Annotated in this window: 13 protein-coding genes; 6 read left to right on the top strand and 7 right to left on the bottom strand. The window is 35.5% G+C overall.

The features are described from left to right. Positions 1-34: 34 nt before the first annotated feature. The 5 genes from LV89_RS07820 to LV89_RS07840 form a co-directional block, all read right to left on the bottom strand. Complete coding sequence (locus LV89_RS07820) at positions 35-1,684, bottom strand: RagB/SusD family nutrient uptake outer membrane protein (protein WP_109742310.1); 1,650 nt, start codon at positions 1,682-1,684, stop codon at positions 35-37. A gap of 17 nt (positions 1,685-1,701) precedes the next feature. Continuing rightward, the gene (locus LV89_RS07825) at positions 1,702-5,001 is read right to left on the bottom strand and encodes a TonB-dependent receptor (protein ID WP_109742311.1); all 3,300 of its coding nucleotides are present in this window, start codon (positions 4,999-5,001) and stop codon (positions 1,702-1,704) included. Between the two features lie 200 nt (positions 5,002-5,201). Then, positions 5,202-6,311: a FecR family protein gene (locus tag LV89_RS07830; RefSeq protein ID WP_109742312.1), complete on the bottom strand. Its 1,110-nt coding sequence runs from the start codon at positions 6,309-6,311 to the stop codon at positions 5,202-5,204. Positions 6,312-6,545: 234 nt separating this feature from the next. After that, positions 6,546-7,130 (bottom strand): RNA polymerase sigma factor, encoded by a 585-nt coding sequence (locus LV89_RS07835; RefSeq protein ID WP_109742313.1) that lies wholly within the window; start codon positions 7,128-7,130, stop codon positions 6,546-6,548. A 138-nt stretch (positions 7,131-7,268) separates the two neighbouring features. Continuing rightward, a complete protein-coding gene (locus LV89_RS07840; RefSeq protein ID WP_109742349.1) occupies positions 7,269-8,156 on the bottom strand; it encodes a helix-turn-helix domain-containing protein in 888 nt (295 codons plus the stop codon). 367 nt (positions 8,157-8,523) lie between these two features. Here LV89_RS07840 and LV89_RS07845 point away from each other — a divergent pair, with 367 nt between their 5' ends. The 6 genes from LV89_RS07845 (at position 8,524) to LV89_RS07875 (ending at position 17,943) form a co-directional block, all read left to right on the top strand. Further along, entirely contained in the window at positions 8,524-9,288 is a 765-nt protein-coding gene (locus LV89_RS07845; RefSeq protein ID WP_109742314.1) for a hypothetical protein, read from the top strand. Positions 9,289-9,425: 137 nt separating this feature from the next. Beyond that, entirely contained in the window at positions 9,426-9,902 is a 477-nt protein-coding gene (locus LV89_RS07850) for a (2Fe-2S)-binding protein (protein ID WP_109742315.1), read from the top strand. A 56-nt stretch (positions 9,903-9,958) separates the two neighbouring features. Continuing rightward, entirely contained in the window at positions 9,959-12,145 is a 2,187-nt protein-coding gene (locus tag LV89_RS07855; RefSeq protein WP_109742316.1) for a xanthine dehydrogenase family protein molybdopterin-binding subunit, read from the top strand. 243 nt (positions 12,146-12,388) lie between these two features. Next, on the top strand, positions 12,389-13,444 hold the full coding sequence (locus tag LV89_RS07860) for an NAD(P)-dependent alcohol dehydrogenase (protein WP_109742317.1): 1,056 nt from the start codon (positions 12,389-12,391) through the stop codon (positions 13,442-13,444). 1,071 nt (positions 13,445-14,515) lie between these two features. Next, positions 14,516-16,168, top strand: a complete 1,653-nt coding sequence (locus LV89_RS07870) for a glycoside hydrolase family 28 protein (RefSeq protein ID WP_109742318.1) — start codon at positions 14,516-14,518, stop codon at positions 16,166-16,168. A 128-nt stretch (positions 16,169-16,296) separates the two neighbouring features. Then, positions 16,297-17,943 (top strand): glycoside hydrolase family 43 protein, encoded by a 1,647-nt coding sequence (locus tag LV89_RS07875; protein ID WP_109742319.1) that lies wholly within the window; start codon positions 16,297-16,299, stop codon positions 17,941-17,943. Positions 17,944-18,138: 195 nt separating this feature from the next. On the opposite strand, the gene LV89_RS07880 is transcribed toward LV89_RS07875, so the two are convergent. Both LV89_RS07880 and LV89_RS07885 read right to left on the bottom strand, forming a co-directional pair. Then, on the bottom strand, positions 18,139-18,708 hold the full coding sequence (locus tag LV89_RS07880; RefSeq protein ID WP_109742320.1) for an HD domain-containing protein: 570 nt from the start codon (positions 18,706-18,708) through the stop codon (positions 18,139-18,141). Between the two features lie 481 nt (positions 18,709-19,189). Next, positions 19,190-20,659: a SusD/RagB family nutrient-binding outer membrane lipoprotein gene (locus tag LV89_RS07885; protein WP_109742321.1), complete on the bottom strand. Its 1,470-nt coding sequence runs from the start codon at positions 20,657-20,659 to the stop codon at positions 19,190-19,192. Positions 20,660-20,679: the final 20 nt, after the last annotated feature.

Consider the following 20,679-nt stretch of genomic DNA (forward strand, 5'->3'; position numbering starts at 1 on the left):
TTGTCTGGGACAAATAGCTGATAGTTTAAATATTTTATTGATAACCAGCGTTTTGCGTAAATTCTGCTTTGTTGGTTACGGCATCTAATTGAGACTGTGGAATTGGTCGTAAAACGTGGTAACTACTCAAGTTTATAGCATTATCTGGAGCATAAGCTTTAATTCTTTCTACTAACTTTCCAGTACGTTTAAGGTCAAACCATCTCAATTGTTCTCCTGCTAACTCACGAGCCCTTTCATCAAGAATAAAATCCAATGTTACCTGTGCAGGCGAAATTTGCATTGCCGCAGCTTTTCCAGTTTTAGCGGCTCTTGTACGTAAAACATTGATATAAGTGGCAGCATCAGTATTATTACCCAATTTCATTTGTGCTTCAGCGGCTATTAGATATACTTCAGCCAAGCGAATCACAAATACATCTCTGGCACTTTGAGCTTCGTTCAAACTTGCCCGAGTAGCATCCATAAATTTTGATAATGAGGGGTAACGTTGATTATCTTTTACTGTTCCGTTGGCATTAAATATTTTGCTTCTATCATAAATTTGATATTTACGAGTGGCTTCAAAAGCATCAGGAATTTCTTTTCCTGTACAATAAACGGCAGTATCTCCAATGCTCATTCCTGTTGGACGGGTGGTTGCATTTGCCTTCCAAATTTGCTGAAAAGAAGCATCATATCGAGCATCATTTTCATCAAATAAATCTAACAAATAACGAGTAGGCATATAACGCACGAATGGTCGTCCGTTGGTAATATCTCGAAGCATTCCCGGTCTGTCGTCATATTTCATAATAAAAAGCAAATGCCCATTATTACTGCCTCTACCATGCCCATAAGGGTTAAATGTGCTATTCACAAGGTCGTTCAATGCCAAATTGGTAGAATAGTCAACCACATAAATGGCTTCTTTATTTTTGAGATTAGTCATTTTCCACAAATCGGCATAGTTAGCTTCCAATTTATAGCCATAATTTCCATTCAAAACTGCTTGTGCCATCTCCAAAGCCTCTTTATTCATTCCTCTTGTGAGGTAAATTCGAGCTAAAAATGCCTGAGAAGCCCCTTTGGTAACTTTTCCGTATTGAGTTTGAGTAGCAGGTAAATTGGCTGTGGCAAACTTTAAATCTTCAATGATTTGTTTGTAAATAATTTCTTCAGAAGTACGATTTGCCGTTGAGATTATTCCATTAGTTTCTTGGGTAGTAAAATGTACGCCACCCCAAGTTTCTACGATGTGCCAATAGTAAAATGCTCTTAAAAATTTAAGTTCAGCTTCTCTAACAGGTCTTAATGTTGCTGATAATCCTGCATTTTCAATGCGTTTAATTCCAGCATTACAAAGATTGATGGCTGCATAAAATTCACGCCATTCAGTTGTTAAGGCAGAATTACTCCCTTGCAAATTCAGATATTGGGTTAAATCTCGGTAAACTTCCCCCGAACCACTCGTCCAAATATCAGTACCTGTTTCAGCAATATTGTATCCTTCTTCTTTTCCGTACCACCATCTTTGATAACTATATGCTGCATTTACCAGCGTTTCAAAACCTTCTGGCGTTGAATAAACGGATTCTGCTGTTAAGCCACTTGGGTTATACTCTGTCAAAACATCATTGCATGAAAAGCATGATATTGTGAGTAAACCAATGGCGATTTTTTTAATAGAAACTATATTTTTCATAACATTGAAATTCGTGATTAAAGGTTTACGTTTAAGCCAAATACAAACAATTTCGTCATTGGAAAGTTCTCCGAACCACCTCTTTCTGGGTCATAATCAAGTTTAGAGAAGGTAAATAAGTTTTTACCCGTTACATAAACCTTGATATTTTTGATGGTTTTTGAGCGTAAAATTGTAGCAGGAATATTGTAGCCTAAGGTAATATTTCTGATACGAGCAAATGAACCATCTTGATAGCCGAGTGTTGAGGTATATTTCAAACCACCATTTTTGTTTGGACGTGGATACGCATTGGTAGGATTTTCGGGTGTCCAATAATCAATACCAGCCGTACTATTTCCCGCTCCTTGTGCATCAAATCTTGCATAGCGGTCAGCATTAATCATTTGTCCCATTCGTGCATAAATAAACACATTAAGGTCAAAATTCTTAAATTTGAAAGTATTGTCTAAACCACCACTCCATTTGGGGCGAGGGTTACCAAGAATAACTCTATCATTAATGGCATCTATTTTACTATCACCGTTTTGATCCATTACTTTAATTTCACCCGGTGTTTGAATAGGCAAAATCTTACTGGCAACATCTGCTTCTGAAGTTTGCCAAATTCCCGTTTTTTGATAGTCATAGAAAACATTGATAGGCTGTCCGATAAACCAACCGTTTCCAATATCGTTACCTCCTGTTACTAATTCTACAATTTCTTCATTATTTTTTGTGAAGGTAATATTACTGTTCCAAGAGAAATTTTTAGTACGAATATTAGTAGTTCCAATGGTTACTTCAATTCCTTGATTTCGGGTTTTGCCAATATTTTGCTTTACGGTTGTTACTCCAGAAGTAGGCGGTAAGCCTCTGTCAAGCAGCAAGTTGGTTGTTTTGGTATCATAATAATCAACAGAACCGCTGATTCTACCCTCTAAAATTCCAAAGTCGAGTCCAAGGTTTTTTGTTTCAGATAATTCCCAACCCAATTCTGCATTTCCAACATTTCTTGAAAAAGTATAGGCGGGAGCCACTACGTCGTCATAACCGAAAGCAATTCTTGTTAAAGACGATTGTGTAGCATAAGGTCCAGAAGGGTCATTTCCTGCAATACCATAACTCAATCGTAGTTTTAGGTCGCTTATTTGTGGAATATTTTTCATGAAATCTTCTTCCACTGCACGCCACGCAAAAGCAACTGATGGGAAAAATGTCCATTTATTTCCTTCTGCTAATTTTGAAGAACCGTCCTGACGAGCCGTTACCGTTAATAAATATTTTCCATTAAAGGCATAATTTAAACGTGCCGCATAAGATAATAAGGTACTTTTAGAGTAGCCAGAATTAATCTTAATTTCTTCAGTAGCATTTCCCAAAGCATAGTATAATTGAGATGGCAAAAGCTGATTTACTCCCGATGCAGAAACATTATCTGATGCTCCTGAAAGATAACTACCTACGCCAGTTAGCGTGAAATTATGCAAACCAATCGCTTTTTGATAAGTGATTACGTTTTCCCAGTTGATAGAGGAACTATTGTTTTCGCTATATGTTGCCAATGATTTTCCTGTTAAACCTCTGTCTAATGATTTTGGCGATTGGAACAATCCATTTCTTGAAGCACTTAAATTTGCTCCAAAAAGACTTCGGATGGTTAAACCTTTTAGAGGTGTAAATTCCAAATATCCATTGGTTATACTTCGTGTGGTTGCAATGGTATTATTAAACACATTGGGTTGTTCATCTGACAATGGGTTGCCTGTTTGTCCATCAATCATCAAGAAATTAAAATTTCCGTTAGCATCATAAAGCAAACCCAAAGGACTAATTTTATTGGCTTGGTTCAATGGGTCTCTTCTTACACTTTGGTCATAATAAGTAATTTGACTTTGTAAGCCAATTTTCATCCAATCGTTTAGGGTATAGTCAACATTCAAACGACCCGTATATCGTTTAATGTCATCTAATTTTAAAATCCCTTTTTCATTAAAATAATCTAAAGAAATATACGACTTTAAGCGTTCTGTGCCTGTTCTGACACCAATTTGATAGTTTTGTTGAAAACCATTATGGATTAATTCTTTTTGAAAATCAGTCCATTCTCCATTTTGTAAGGCTTGGTATTCTGCAACATTGGCAAAAATAGTGGCATCGTCTGTTGAACTTTTCCATAAACCTGCGGCTCTCCAAGCTTCACGTTTTAAATCACGATATTCAGTCATGTTCATCGCTCTTGGATACATAGAAACCTGCGAAACCCCCGAATACGTATTAAAAGAAACGTCCGTTTTACCAGATTTTCCTTTTTTAGTCGTGATTAAAATAACGCCATTTGCACCTCTCGACCCATAAATAGCGATTGACGAAGCATCTTTCAAAACATCCATCGTTTCAATATCATTTGCGTTGATGTCTTCGAGATTGTTGTACTGAATTCCGTCCACAATAATTAAAGGAGAGTTACTGCCGCCAATAGAGCGGTTACCACGAATGTTGATATTTACTCTCGCTCCAGCTTGTCCGCTACTACGTGTAATGTCCGCTCCTGCTATTTTCCCTTGGGCGGCTTCTAAAACGTTAGCTGTTGGCACTTCTTTTAATTGCTCACTTTTCAATTGTACAACTGCCCCTGTTAAGTCCTTTTTCTTCACAGCACCATATCCAATTACCACAACTTCTTCAAGCGAACTATTGGCTACATTCAATTGAACATTTAGCGTTGTTTGTACACCAACCTGTTTTTCTACGGGAGCATAACCAACAAAACTAAAGACTAAAATAGCGTTTTTATCAGGTACTGCTATTTTGTATGAACCATCTGCATTGGTGGTTGTTCCATTGCGAGTACCTTTTATGGCAATATTTACTCCGGGTAATGGTTTATTATTTTCGTCATAAACTTTTCCAGCTACAGTTACGTCCACAGGAGCATTTACTTGTTCTTCAACCTGAGAATTTTCAGCGTTTTGATTTTGGCTTGCCAACACAATTTGTTTGCCAGCTACTTCATAATTTACTTGTAAAGGTGTAAGTAATTTATGAAGAACTTGCCCCAAAGTAACGTTATTGAAGGATATACTTATTTTGCGTTCACTGTCTATAACCCGTGAACTATATACGAATCTGACATCCGTATTTTTCTCGATGGTATGCAATACCTCCTTTATACTCTGATTGGTAATTTTTAGAGATAATGTTTGCCCTAACACCTCTTGCCCCTTCATTGGCAACGCCAAAGAGAGGTTCATACAAGCAATAATCAAGCAAAGTTGATAAAAGGTTAGTTTCATGATTTGCCAAACAAAATGATAATTTTGTTGATTTTTTTTCATAATTTTAGTACGTTAAAATTTGGACAATTTTGACAAAAAAAATCCTGCAATCCTTTTTGGAGGATTGTAGTTGATGAGTCGATAAACTCGCACTTTATCGGCTCTTTTTACATTAAGAGATTGATTTGTAAGTGAATGGATTTATGTTACATAGGCACTTCTTGTTATTGATTATTAGATTTTTAAAAGTTTAAACAGCTTCATTGGCAACCTTCGCCTGTTATTATTATTTTTCCTTCTTTCAATTGATAATTGGCTCTTACAGCTTTGCAAATCAGATGTAATTTTTGATTTAAAGGTTCATCTGTAAGTGATGCCGTTACTGGACAATTCCCTAAATGTTGTGCGTCATATTCTACATCCAAGTGATAGGCTTGCTCTATTCTATTAAAAACTTCGCTTAGATTTGTCTCGTTAAATTCAAATGAAATTCTTTCTATCGAAACATTTACATTGTTGTTTGGAACTGCCACCACAGACATTTGTGGGAGAATCGGACTAATAATTTTATCTTCTACAACAATCCGTTCACCGGGTAATAAAACTAAGCCTTCCAGTTTTTCATTTTGAGTCTTTCGTAATTGTTCTTCATTATCTGCCAAGTAAACTGCCACTCGTCCCGTTTTAACATTTACCGAAACTTTAGGAGAATTTGGATATGTTTTAACACTAAAACTTGTTCCTAAAACCTTCGTAATTACTTGATTTGCATGGACAATAAAAGGCTTACTTGGGTCTTTGGCAATTTCAAAAAATGCTTCCCCTGTTAAAAAAACCTCTCTCAAATCTTTCGTGAATGTTTGAGGATATGAAATTTTAGAGCCTTTTTTCAAAAGTATAGAACTACCATCTGCAAGGTTGATAACTTGTTGTTGATGGTCTTGATTAAATACTTCTACTAATTCATATTGATTTTTTGCCCTTTCTACTTGTGCTGCATAAGTATGTTCTGGAGTGATAGCTGATTGTTGATTCCAAAAGATGCCGATAGCAATTATAACTGCTGCCGCCGCACTCCACATCCAAAACTTATATATTCCTTTTTTGACAGGTTTTTCGTATGCTTCAATTTCTTCTAAAATCGAATTTTTCAATTCATTTATTTCTTGTTGAGAAAATGTTGAATCAGAAATTTTATTCGCTAACAAAACCATTTGACGTGCCAATTCTACGTCTTTTCGTTTAAAAGGATAGATTTCAAGCCAATTTTGCCAGAAATGTTCTGCTTCTAAATCAGCATGATTTATCCACTTTATAAAGTAGGAATCCTGAGCTAATTCTTCTGGACTATATGTTGTGTAATTATTCACGGATTATCTGTATTAAAAGTTTTAAAATAAGTTGGAATACAAATTCTGTTAGCATTTGATATGCTAACTCGTAAAATCCCAATAATAGATTTAAAGAAAATGACTTTGTTAATGATAAGAGGAAGCAACTTCGATTTACTACCAAAGCAAAAGGTTATTTTTTTATTTTTTTTTTAAAAATATTGCAAAACGAAGATTCCACCCAATAAACCTAAATTCACGCAATAGCAAACTTTATTTTATTAGCAGAAATATGAGTAAGCTTACCAAGTATGATAAACGTGTACGAAGTTTCGATAGGGCATTTTGAAGTGTATTTGCCACCGTTTGTTCTTTCAAACCCAACATTATAGCAATTTCTTTGAGTTTTAAATTGGAATAATATTTTAGAGTAATCACTTCTCTTTCTCTGGCAGAAAGCATTTTTAACGAAGAGGCTAATTGTTGTTCTTGTTGATGGTCAAATTCATTTTTGCATAAAATGGCTTCGGGCGAAGCATCATCAATTAATTCTGATAGGTAATTTTCGAATTCTTGAGCGTCTAAATTTACATTTTTTAGATGTCGGGTAACGGCTCTTCTTACCGAACGATATAAATAAAATCTTACTTGAACGTCATTACTCAAATTATGACGATACAACCAAATATCAACAAAAACATCTTGGACGGCACTTTTTGCCATCGTGCGGTCAAGACAAATTTTGTAAGCATAATTCATCAATTCTTTCCCAAAAGCATCAAAAAGCTCTTTAAAAGCCTGTTTGTCATCTTTAATGATTTTTGCCCAAAGATGTAAATATTTTTGTTCAGTATTCATTAATTCAAGATTGAAAAGATACAATTTATACTTCGATTAGTCTTAAAAGGGCAAAGGGCTAAATTTATACCTAAAAAGAAAATGATGTAATCTTAAATTAATAATTTTTAATTAAGTAGGACTACTCCCAACGCCTACTTAATTCAACATTCGGTATTCGTTGGGAGTAAGTCCTACTTTTTGTTTAAATAGACGACTAAAATGTTGTGGATACTTAAATCCTAATTGATAGGATATTTCACTGAGGGATTTTGATGTATCTAAAACTCGCTCTTTGGCAAGGTCTAATAATCGTAATTGGATATATTCTAAGGCTGTTTTTCCTGTTTCTTTCTTAATTAAATCTCCAAAATAATTAGACGATAAATTCAATTTATCTGCAAAGTAAGATACTGAGGGCAAGCCTTTTACTGATAATTCTTGACTAAAAAGATAGTCAGTCAGCGAAGTGTCAAATTGTTCAATAATGCCTTTATGTGCTTCTTCACGGGTTATAAATTGACGGTCGTAAAATCTTGAAAAATATTTAAGTAGTAATTCTAAATTGGCAATAATCAACTTCTTGCTGTGTTTATCAATATTTTGATTTATTTCTGTTGCAATATTTTCAAAACAATTAAGAATCACCTCTTTTTCTCTCTCAGAAACGTGCAAAGATTCATTTACCTGATAACTAAAAAAAGTATAGTCGTGGATACTTTTTCCTAAACTTGTGCCTTTAATGAGGTCTGGGTGAAAAACCAAAGCTTTTCCATAAGGTTGATGTATTTCACCTTCTGGCTCGTGCGTGATAATTTGCCCGGGGGCAAAAAAGACTATTGTACCTTCTTCATAATCATAATATTTATTGCCATATCGTAATTCTCCGCATTTAGTTTCCTTGATAATTATGGCATAAATATTCATCTTCGCCTTTGTTTTAGCAATTGGGTCAGACTTCCCCAAGTCCACAAAATTAATTAATGGATGAAGCGTCGTGTTGTTAAATGTTTGGCTATAATGTTTTATTGTATCGTAAATTATCATGGCAGTAGTGGTTTTGATTTTCAAGATTTACCGAAATTATCAAAGAATTGATAGCTTATAATACTTACCTGTAAAAATGGTTAGTAAAACCGTAAAATTGATAAAATATCATCGCTCATTCTTTCCTAATTTTGGAACTTTAATGTAGTGTTTAATAAGTTTCTTCAACTTCCCGAAACAATATCCATTGCGGGTAAAAAAACTTTCGGGAAGTGAACCTCTCGACTACTTCCCGAAAGTTCTTTCTACTTTCGGGAAGTTCTACAAGATTTTGGAATAAAAATTATCCAGATAACTAATTAAACAGTGTATTCAATGCTTAAATTCAAAAATCTGCCCAATCAGATTTATTATTCCAAAAACATTTATGAATTATCTCAAATTATCAATCATTATTTCTTCATTATTTTTAACACAACTATCTTATGGACAACAAGATACGACCAATTTAGTTAGTAGTTTTAGCGGCTCTGTTGGCATTACTAACAATGGATTTTCAATCATTCCTACTTTCTCGTTAAATAGCCCTGCGGCAATTATGAATTTTACGTGGAAGAAAAAACGTTTTAGCTTTAATCCTGATATTCGCTTGGTAACAGATGCCAGTAAAGGAGGTTTTATTTTTTGGCTAAGATACCAAGCAATTCAAGCAAAAAAGTTTGGTTTGCGTGTGAGTGCTCACCCTGCTCTTAGCTTAGTGCGAAAAACGATAATTGACAACGGAAGTTCCATAGAAATTACTGAAATGTTACGTTTTTTGGCTTATGAGATTGTTCCAAGCTATCAAATTACGCCAAATTGGAATGTAAGTGCAGTTTATTTACAAGGTCATGGCTTACAAAATCATGGACCACAATTAACAAGAGCATTTTTTGTAAATACCAGTATTTCAGATATTAAAATTGGAGGCGATTTCAGATTTCAAATTACGCCATCCTATTATTACTTATATACTGACAGCTACACAGGTAACTATTTGGCTGTAACCGCAGGAATTTCCAAAAAAGGAAGTCCTTTTGCGATACAATCAACTATCAATCAAACATTTGACTCAAACATACCTAACAATAAAGACTTTATGTGGAACGCCATGTTAAGTTATAATTTCAGTAGAAATTTGAAAAGAATTTAAACATATTTAATGATAAGTAGGCGTTTGGATTTAGTTGTTGGGCATTAGTGTTGGAACTCACTATTAATCAGAATATTGCAACATAATCTGAGGAATGCCTCGTCTAATTCTTAACGAATACTTATAAAACTTAATCAATGACAAAATATACACTCACCATCAACGGCAAAAAAACACAAGTTGAAGCCGAACCAGACACCCCAATGCTTTGGGTAATTCGTGATTATGTTGGACTAAAAGGTACAAAATTTGGATGTGGAATGGGCTTGTGCGGAGCTTGCACGATTCATCTTGACGGTCAGGCGATTCGTTCATGTCAAACGCCAATTTCATCGGTAAAAGCCACCAATAAAATTACAACGATTGAAGGTATTTCCGCAGGAATTAATATTGACCATGTTGTTCAAAAAGCATGGATAGAAGAACAAGTGCCACAATGCGGTTATTGTCAGTCGGGACAAATTATGTCGGCGGTTGCCTTATTGAAATCAAATCCAAACCCAACTGATGACGATATTGACACTTTTATGTCAGGAAATATTTGTCGCTGTGGTACTTACGTTCGTATTCGTAAAGCCATTCATTCGGCAGCAAGCGAAATGAAGAAAAAATAATCAACCGTCAAACGTAGTAATGTTCAACGAAACATACTACAAAACCGAAATTCAACATGGAAAAAAATAATATCAACCGTCGTAATTTCTTACGATTTACGGGTATATCGGGAATGGCATTTGTTTTAGGAATCTCTCATTCATCCGCAAGCATAGAAAAAACACTGATTGAGCCAACCGAAGCCTCAACTTTGCTCCTAAGTCAGCCTTTTAATTTTACTCCGTACATCATTATTGAAAATACTGGAAAAATCACGCTTTATAATTCAAAACCTGAAATCGGACAAGGCACGTACCAATCCATTCCAGCTTTGATTGCCGAAGAATTGGAAATTTCTCCAGAACAATACACCGTTTTACAAACGAACGGAGAAATCAAATTTGGAGGAGCTCAATTTGCAGGTGGAAGTATGTCAGTACGAATGAGTTACACCGAAATGCGTAAGGCAGGTGCAACCGCAAAAGAAATGTTACTTACCGCTGCCAGCCAACAATGGAATGTGCCTGTTTCGGAATGTTTTGCAGAAAAAGCTCAGATTATTCATAAGCCAAGCGGCAAAAAATTGGGTTACGGAGCATTAGTGGAAACTGCTTCAAAATTGGAAGTACCCAAAAATCCAACGCTAAAAGAAGCAAAAGACTTCAAAATTTTAGGCAAATCTGTAAAACGCCAAGACGTTCCCCTAAAAGTGAAAGGTCAAGCCATTTTTGGAATTGACGCAGAACTTCCCAACATGGTTTATGCTTCCGTTGAGCGTTGTCCTGTTTTTGGAGCAACACTTAAAGACTATGACAAAACTGCCACTTTAAAAATAGCAGGCGTGCAAGAGGTTTTGGAAGTAGAAAGAGTTTTTGGAGTTTATAAATCTGTTGGAGTTGCGGTTGTTGCCAAAAACTATTGGGCTGCCTTACAAGGACGTAAAGCCTTAAAAGTTAATTGGAATTATCAAGGAAAAGACACCTTCAATTCGCAAGAATATACAAAATCTTTGCATGAATTATCTAAAAAAGAAGGCGTGATTGACGCAAATGTGGGCAATTTTGAAGAGAGTTTTGGAAGTGCTTCTAAAAAACTTGAAGCATTTTACGAAACTCCTTTTGTGTCGCATTCGCCCATGGAAGCGATGAATTGTACTGCCTTTTGGAATGCTGAAAACAAACTCGACATTTGGACTTCCACGCAAGTACCTTCTGACGTAATGCGTGAAATACCTACTCGTTTCGGAATTAAAGCAGAAGATGTAACGCTTCATACAAATTTTAGTGGGGGAGGTTTTGGACGTAGATTAGCCATTGATTTTATCATTGAAGCGGTCAATTTGGCAAAAGCCATCAAGAAACCTGTTAAATTAATTTGGACACGTGAAGACGATACTCAATTAGGGCCTTTCCGTCCGCCTACCTTTTCGGCAATGAAAGGAGCAGTTGGTTCAGACGGTAAATTAATTGCTTTTCAACATAAAGTGATTTCACCTACTATCATGTCATTTTTGAACCCTAACAATGATAAAACAAAGCTTGATGGAACGATGACGGAAGGAATTAGTCATCAGAAATATGAAATTCCTAACATGAAAAATCTATTTGTTTATTCAGATATTCATGTGCCAATGTTTTGGTGGCGTTCTGTTACAAGTTCAACTTTAGCGTTTTCACATGAATGTTTTATAGACGAATTGGCACATAGTGCAGGAAAAGACCCGATGGTGTTTCGTTTAGAAATGCTCACGAAGGATTCAGATACCAAACGTCTTTTACAAAAACTGAAAGAGGTTTCTAAATGGGATTCAGCTCTACCAAAAGGCAAAGGACGTGGCGTGGCACAATGGGAATTTTTTGCAGGTTTAGGAGGTCATGTTGTTGAGGTTTCTAAATTATCCGACAATTCAGTTAAAATTGAAAAAATTTATGCAGTCATTGACTTAGGAACAGTCGTAAATCCTGATACAGTAAAAGCACAAATGGAAGGTGCAATCGTGATGGCAATTACCGCTGCTATCAAGAATGGAATAACTTTCGCAGGCGGAAAAGCTGAACAAAGCAATTTTCATGACAACCCTGTTTTACGAATCAATGAAGTACCCAAAATAGAAGTACATATTTTGGCAGAAGGTGGCAAAGAAATAAAAGGAGTTGGCGAACCGGGTTTACCACCTGTTGCCCCAGCTTTGGCAAATGCCATTTTTGCCGCAACGGGCAAACGTGTACGCAAAATGCCTTTTGATATTGATAAGTTGGTTTAATTTAACAGATTAAAAATCTGAAAAGAAAATTTATAAAAGCATTTAAGTACAGTGTTTTATAAGTTATTTCAACTTCCCGAAACAATATCCATTGCGGGTAAATAACTTTCGGGAAGGGACATTGATGTTTTATACTTCTCGAAAGTTATTTACCCGCAATGGATATTGTTTCGAGAAGTTCTTTCGAATAATTAAGCTTCCCCAAAAAACGTATTAAACACTGTATTAAGTTTAAACAAAAACATGAAAACACAAATTGTAAAAGCATTTGGAACAGATGCACCAACAGACGATTTAAAACAAATGGACATCCAACGCAGAGAAGTTACTGCTAATGATGTGGAAATTGACATTTTATACTGTGGCGTTTGTCACTCAGATATTCATACGGCTCGAAATGAATGGCCGGGAACGATTTATCCTAATGTTCCAGGGCATGAAATTGTAGGTAGGGTCACAAATGTAGGGAATCTTGTAACGAAATTTAAAGTTGGAGATTTAGCAGCAGTAGGCTGTATGGTGGATAGTTGTAGAACTTGCGAAAGTTGCCAAGAAGGTTTGGAAAACTATTGCGAAAAAGGCATGACAGGAACGTACAATTCTTCTGATAAACACTTAGGTACACACACATTTGGCGGTTATTCTGAAAAAGTTGTGGTAGATGAAAATTACGTTTTGAGTGTACCCGAAAATTTAGATTTAGCAGCCACTGCACCCTTATTATGTGCAGGAATTACTACGTACTCGCCCCTCAGACATTGGAACGTTGGCGAAGGTAAAAAAGTGGGAATTGTTGGTATCGGCGGTTTAGGACACATGGGGGTAAAATTAGCCAAAGCAATGGGGGCTTATGTAGTGGTAATCACTACTTCTGCTTCAAAAATTGAAGATGCTAAACGATTAGGAGCAGACGAAGTTATTCTATCAACAGATAAATCTCAAATGAAAAGCAATGCTCGAACACTACACTTTATCTTAGATTGCGTTTCTGCTCAGCATGACATCAACGCTTATTTAAGTTTATTGAAAAGAGACGGACAATTAACTCTTGTAGGAGCTCCAGTAGATGCTCTGCCAGTTGCTCCATTTAGTTTAATTCCTGCACGCAAAAGTTTTTCAGGCTCTATGATTGGAGGAATTGCTGAAACACAAGAAATGTTAGATTTCTGTGGTAAACATAATATTACTTCCGACATTGAACTTATTGATATGCAAGACATTAACAACGCTTATGAACGTATGTTGAAAGGCGATGTAAAATATCGTTTTGTGATTGATATGGCGTCATTGAAAAAATAATAAGCTAATATCCTAAAAATTAATGAGGTCGAGTAAATATATTTTGAAGTGATATTGAGTAATTCAATTTTATTTCGAGATGATTTTACTCGACCTAATTTTTTTAATTGCTTCAATAATCGTGAAATTATACTAATTTAAAAAAGGTATTGCGTATCTGAGTCTCAACGGAAGTCGTCCTTCCAAAGGCTACGGTTTATGCACACGTATTTGAATATCGATTTAGAGCCATAGGCTCGGTTAAATTTTGTAGCGGTGGGTTTTAACCCACCTAAAATGATGCGAAAAGCCATTTTAGAGCCAGATGCTCGCCCCCTTTTAAATGCTTCGTTCCTACGGAACTCAAAAAATGGTCATTTTCTTTTTCGGTGGGTTAAAACCCACCGCTACAAAATCGGTCAAGCCTACGGCTTTTTTGTTCTATAAATTTGTGTATAAACCGTAGCCTTCAAAAGGACGACTTCCGTCGAAACTCATACACGCAATATCTTTATAAAATTAGTATCACTTCTCTGGAAGTAGCATATTCCCACCCTAACTCTTCGTCAGTAATATATTGCTTAACAAAATAGTCAAATGTATTTAATGCTTAGATAAGCAAAAGAAATGACAATATTTTATCATACTTGCTTGGTTGATTTTAATAAGTTTGTTAGTTAAAATTGGTTAGAGAAATGATAATTTAAAATGAAATCACCTCTGAATTTTAGTAGAAATTTGGGGGTGTTTGTGTTTTATAAGAATGAAACGATACGACCAATTTAAAGAGAGGTTGGACTTTCGTATCTAAAGAATTAGCATTTGCAACATGACAAACGCCGCACCGTTTTATCGTTGAAGTTGTTAAAACTTATTCCTTTTTTGTAAATCGTTTCACTTTATGGTTGTGCATAAAAAAATTGTTCTATGTAGCTCTGTCATAGCTGAGCTACTGTGGGTCAAAATTTCATAATCACAGCCAAAAAGTTAATTCAATACCCACTCAAAACAGTGTACTCAAAACGAAAAATGTAAAGAGGTTCACTTAAAAATTAATTTTTACAAATTGAAAATCGATTGTAAACTAACAACATGAATAGAAAATTTTTATTACTCGTATTGGCACTCGTTGCCATTTTTAATGCTGATAATTTTGCTCAGAAAGCACCCGTTTATAGCTGGCAAAATCTTCCTAAAATTGCCCAGCCATCTTTCAAAAAAGATACATTTAACATTACAAAATTTGGGGCAAAACCTGACGGAATTTCGCTGAACACACAATCTATCAATAAAGCCATTGAAGAATGTAGTCAGAAAGGGGGAGGAGTTGTACTTGTACCACAAGGTATTTGGTTAACAGGACCTGTGGTGATGAAAAGCAACGTAAATCTGCATCTAAAAAAATCTGCAACGCTACTTTTTTCAACCGATAAATCGCAATACGCAATCGTAGAAGGTTTTTATGAAGGTAAACGTGCAGCTCGAAATCAGTCTCCCATTTCTGGAACAGATTTAGAAAATGTAGCCATTACAGGTCAAGGAATTATTGATGGAAATGGCGATGTTTGGCGTGCAGTCAATAAAAACCAATTGACCGACGAACAATGGAAACACAAAGTAGCTTCTGGCGGGGTTTTGAAAGACGATGGCAAAGTTTGGTATCCAAGCGAGCAATTCAAACAAGCGAGCGTTGGGGGCAAAAGTATGTTGCTTCTTGACGGTAAAAAACCAAGTGATTTCCAAGATATGAAAGATTATCTTCGCCCAAATTTGGTGGTATTTACCCGTTGTAAAAAAGTTTTATTAGATGGAATAACTTTCCAAAATTCACCTGCTTGGTGTTTGCATCCTTTAATGAGCCAAGACCTGACTTTGAGAAATTTATATGTAAAAAATCCTGAATACGCCCATAATGGTGACGGTATGGATATTGAATCTTGTAAGAATTTCTTAATTGAAAATTGTACCCTTGATGTTGGTGATGATGCCATTTGTATTAAATCGGGAAAAGATGAAGAAGGTCGTAAGCGTGGAATGCCAACTGAAAATGGAATTATCAGAAATAATACCGTTTATAATGGTCACGGGGGCTTTGTAGTCGGTAGTGAAATGAGTGGTGGAGCAAGAAATATTTTTGTTTCCGATTGTACTTTTATGGGAACAGATAAAGGTTTACGCTTTAAATCTGTACGTGGTCGTGGTGGAATTGTTGAGCATATTTATGCTAAAAATATTTACATGAAAGACATTGCCCAAGAAGCAATTTTCTTTGATATGTACTATTTTGTAAAATTTGCAACCGACACCCCTCGTGACGAAAGACCTGTGGTAAATGAAGGAACTCCCATTTTCAGAAATATGAAATTTGAAAATATTGTTTGTAGTGGTGCAAATAAAGGTGTTTTTGTTCGTGGATTGCCAGAAATGCCCATTGAAAACATTCAGTTAGAAAACTTAACGCTTCAGTCAGAAATAGGGGCAGAGTTTGTGGATACAAAAGGAATTTCTTTAAAAAATGTTACGTTCCATGCTAACAAAACAAAACCTGTTATTTCTGTGGTAAATAGCAATTCTCTCACTTTTGATTCAGTAAAATATCCAACTTCTACGGAATTATTATTTTCAATAAGTGGCGATAGAACAAAAGCAATTGCCGTTAAAAATACTGATTCAAAAAACACAAAAAATAAAGTAGAGTTTACGGATAAGGCTTCTTTAAACGAATTTATTTTTTCTGAGAAATAAGGTTATTATGTTGATTATAGACAACGACATCACGTATTGGAAAATCTAAACAACATTATTCCAAAATATATTCTGATACTTTTTGTCGTACTCTATAACAAACAGTTATTGTCAAAACTACTGAAAATATGCGTTTTAGAATTTCATTAAAATTAATAATCATTGCCATTTTTTCCTCGACAACTTTGTTTGCACAACAAGCAAATACGGTTTCAAAAGTTTGGGTTTCAGACCTTGGAAATGGCACTTACAAAAACCCTGTAATTGATGCCGATTATTCAGACCCAGACGCTTGTCGTGTTGGAGATGATTTTTACATGACGGCTTCAAGTTTCGATGCCGTTCCGGGGCTTCCCATTCTTCATTCAAAAGATTTAGTCAATTGGAAACTTATCGGTCATGCCCTAAAACGTCAGCCCCCGATTGAGCATTTCTCCAAAACACAACATGGAAACGGCGTTTGGGCTCCTGCCATTCGTTATCATAATGGCGAATTTCTGATTTATTATCCCGACCCAGATTTTGGTATTTATGTGATAAAAACTAAAAATCCTGCGGGAAATTGGTCTGAACCTAAATTGGTAGAAGGTGGAAAAGGATTAATTGACCCTTGTCCTTTTTGGGATGAAGACGGTCAAGCGTATTTATCTCACGGTTGGGCAGGTAGTAGAGCAGGGATAAAAAGTATTCTGACCATCAAAAAAATGAATAATGAAGGTACAGAAGTTTTGGATGAAGGCGTAATTGTATATGACGGTCACGAACTTGACCCAACCATTGAAGGGCCTAAAATGTACAAACGCAATGGATATTATTATCTTTTTGCTCCTGCGGGTGGCGTTTCAACGGGTTGGCAATTGGTTTTACGTTCCAAAAATGTTTATGGACCTTACGAACGAAAAGTAGTAATGGCACAAGGAAATACGCCAATTAATGGGCCACATCAAGGTGCTTGGGTAAATACCGCAACGGGCGAAGATTGGTTTTTGCATTTTCAGGATAAAGGAACTTATGGGCGAGTGGTTCATTTACAGCCTATGAAATGGGTAAATGATTGGCCAGTTATTGGTACTGATAAAGATGGAGACGGCACAGGTGACCCCGTTTTGACCTATAAAAAACCGAATGTTGGCAAAACTTATCCTATCCAAACGCCACCAGAAAGTGACGAATTTAATACAATTCAAATGGGTTTGCAATGGCAATGGCAGGCAAATCCGAAAGGAATTTGGCATACCACGAGCAATCAAGGGTATTTAAGATTGTATTCATATAAATCTCCAGAAGATGCCAAAAACCTTTGGGATGTACCTAATTTATTGATGCAAAAATTTCCTGCACAAACTTTTATGGCAACTACCAAACTGAATTTCAAGCCAAATCCGAAGTTAGAAAATGAAAAAGTTGGTTTAGTAATTATGGGTAAAAGTTATGCCAATATTGCTCTCAAAAGTTCAAAAGAAGGGGTTGCTTTAGTGTATGGCGTTTGCAAAAAAGCAAATGAAAAAACTTCGGAAGAAGAAACTGTGATTGCTAAAGTTGAAGCCAATAAGGATATTTTTCTTAGAATAAAGGTTTCGGAAGGTGGAAAATGTCAATTTGCATATAGCCTTGACGGTCAGACTTATACAAATGCAGGAGAAGTTTTTAAGGCAGACGTCGGAATGTGGATTGGTGCTAAAATGGGTATTTTCTGTACTCGTACAACACAAATTAATGATTCTGGTTATGCAGATTTTGACTGGTTTAGGGTTGAACCTTTGAGTGGAAATTAATTTTCAGATTGAAGAAATCGAATGGCTCACGTTTAATTCTTTCGGAATAATCTACCATTTGTTTGTTGCAAAGACAAAATTAGACCGTTGATTTAACAGGTTTACACGAAAAATTAAAGAAAAATCTGTGTAAATCTGTTAAATCCGTGTTATCTGTGGTCTTTGCAACAAATAGGTAGATTTATCTGAAATCTTCTACCTTTCAGATAAATGTCTCCAAGCAATTTCTTTGTATTTATCAATACTTGAATCTTCTAAATCAACTTCTTTAGCATTATCGTCCCATTCTCGCATTTTCAAATAAAGGTCAAACATGGGTGACTTTTCAAATAAAATTGCTTCTTCTTCCGTCATTTTTCCACCTTGAAATTCCAAAGTTTTTCTACTCGCTTCCGAAAGCTTTTCAAAGTAAGTTGGATATTTATAGGTTAAATATCTTTTGGCTTCAACATGATTTCTTACTAATTGTGCCACTCTGTTTGAAAAACCATTTTTATATAGAAAATTAGCTCCTGCCACTTCGTGCGAAATATTTCCAAGTCCATTCATTTCGTTTTTATTGGGCAGAAAATGTCCAATGTCATGTAAAAATGCCGCTAAAACAACATCTTCATCAAAGCCTTCATTTTCAGCCAATTGAGCCGTCTGAAAACTATGTTCTAAAATACTTACGGATTCGCCAAGGTATTCATTTGAGCCATTAATTTCATAAAAGCCAAAGATTGAATCGAGTCTTTGGCGAAGGATAGATTCTGAAATTGTCATCGTTTTGCGGAAAATTAAAATAAGTAAACTGAACTATCCACTATTTTTCGCAATCAAAAAAATAACCGCAGACAGGGCAAAAAAGCCGCTGTCAGGGTTGAACCCGAAACCCTGACAGTGGCTTTTTTGCCCTGTCTGCGGTTGTGCGACGAATAGTAGATAATTTCGTAATTAAGTGTTAGGAATAAATTATTTGACATTATGTTTGGCGTATAGCATACGCCAATGTTTTGACAATTTTTGGCGTATGCTATACGCCACTACAAATCAATGACATTAATTTTATTAAATAATTTATTCTTGGTACTTAAACTGAAAATTTAGATATTTTTTAAATAGAGATTTAAGATTTTATTAGGTTTCAGTACCAATGCCCATCAACTAAATCCTAAGCCCTATTTAGATGAATTTTAAAAGAAGAAAAGTAGTAGAAAGCTCTACTACTTTTAAAGAATTTATAACCATTTTTCGTTTATTGATTTTATTTAATCAACCACATGGAAGCATTAATGTTATCGCTTCCTCCAAATTGACGAGCGATTGAGGTTGTTAAATTTTCCAAGTTTGTAGAAGATTCTGAACTTGGGTAAAGATAGCGAAGTGGAATTTTTGTACCATTGGCAGTTCCAGGACCAACCAAGAAGGTCGGAACACCTGTTCTTCTCCAGTTATAATATGCTTCGTATCCAGAATTTTGGAAGAAAGCGAGGTATTTCTGATTTAAAATTTGTGTTAATCCTGTTGCATTATTTCCTGCATATTTTACAGAAGTTTGTGCCAAATAAGCCGTTGCATCAGCAATACCATAGAACGACATAGATGCTTTTACACCTTTTTCATACCAATCTTGTGCATTACCCGTTGCCCAACCTTGATTGATAGCCTCAGCAATGTTGAAACACATTTCTGGATAACTAATTACAAAGGTATTTTCGCCTGTGTATGAGCTATAATAACGCTTACGACTTTGGAATGAATACTGTCCTAAACCTGCTTTTGACGACATATCGGCTAAATCTTCTCCCGAACTTGCCCCGACGTAAGCATCAAAATCTGTTGCTTTTAACCCTTTTGCTAATTGAGCTTCTGCTGGTTCTGCCACTACAAATAAACGAGGGTCTTTAAAGTTTTTCAATAAATCTATGTAGGTTTTTGCCATATTTTCACGAGTGGCATTGTTTCCTAAATTGTCGGGATTTCGTGGATATTTGTTATTTGTACTCCAAACATATTGTAAACTTTCAGACAAATCTGACATCAAAGGGTATTTAGTTGGATTACCCAAAACATTAGCAAAATCTGCTTTTACTTTCAAATCGGTATCATCCGTTCTTTTGCTCAAATGAATTAAAACTCTCAACCTTAACGAATTAACTGATTTTTGCCATTTACGAAGGTCATTTCCATAATAAATATCGCCATCTAAAGTTCTGTCGCCAGTTGTGATTAATTGAGCCAAATCGTTATTTGAATCTTCCAACCATTTCAAAATCTGAACAAAAACTTCTTTCTGAGTATCGTATTTTGGTTTATCAATTGTAAGACCTTGCAAAGCATCTTTTACAGGTAAATCACCCACTCTCAAAGTCATATTGGTATAATAATAAGCACGTAAAAATTTCCCTAAAGCCGAATAGGGATTCAATTCTTTTGCTCCACTGTTTTTAGCTTCTTCTTCCATTTTTACTACGTTTTTCAAAGTAGTAAATTGCAAACTTGCGTTCCCCCAATTGTATTCGTTATTGTCGTAATAGTTATAATTTGAACAATAAAATTGGTTGTTACGCATCATGGTATTCCATGCACCATCATTCATTTTGCTAAGTACGTCTCTCAAAATAATAGAAGATGGTACTGAAGTTGGTAAGTTTGGATTCTTTTCCAACGTTTGATAATCACTACAACTTGCTAAAAGTGAGATGATTAATATAGATAAAATATATTTTTTCATTTGAAATGCTTTCTAAGCTT

The sequence above is a fragment of the Arcicella aurantiaca genome, assembly GCF_003148625.1.
Lineage (GTDB): Bacteria > Bacteroidota > Bacteroidia > Cytophagales > Spirosomataceae > Arcicella > Arcicella aurantiaca.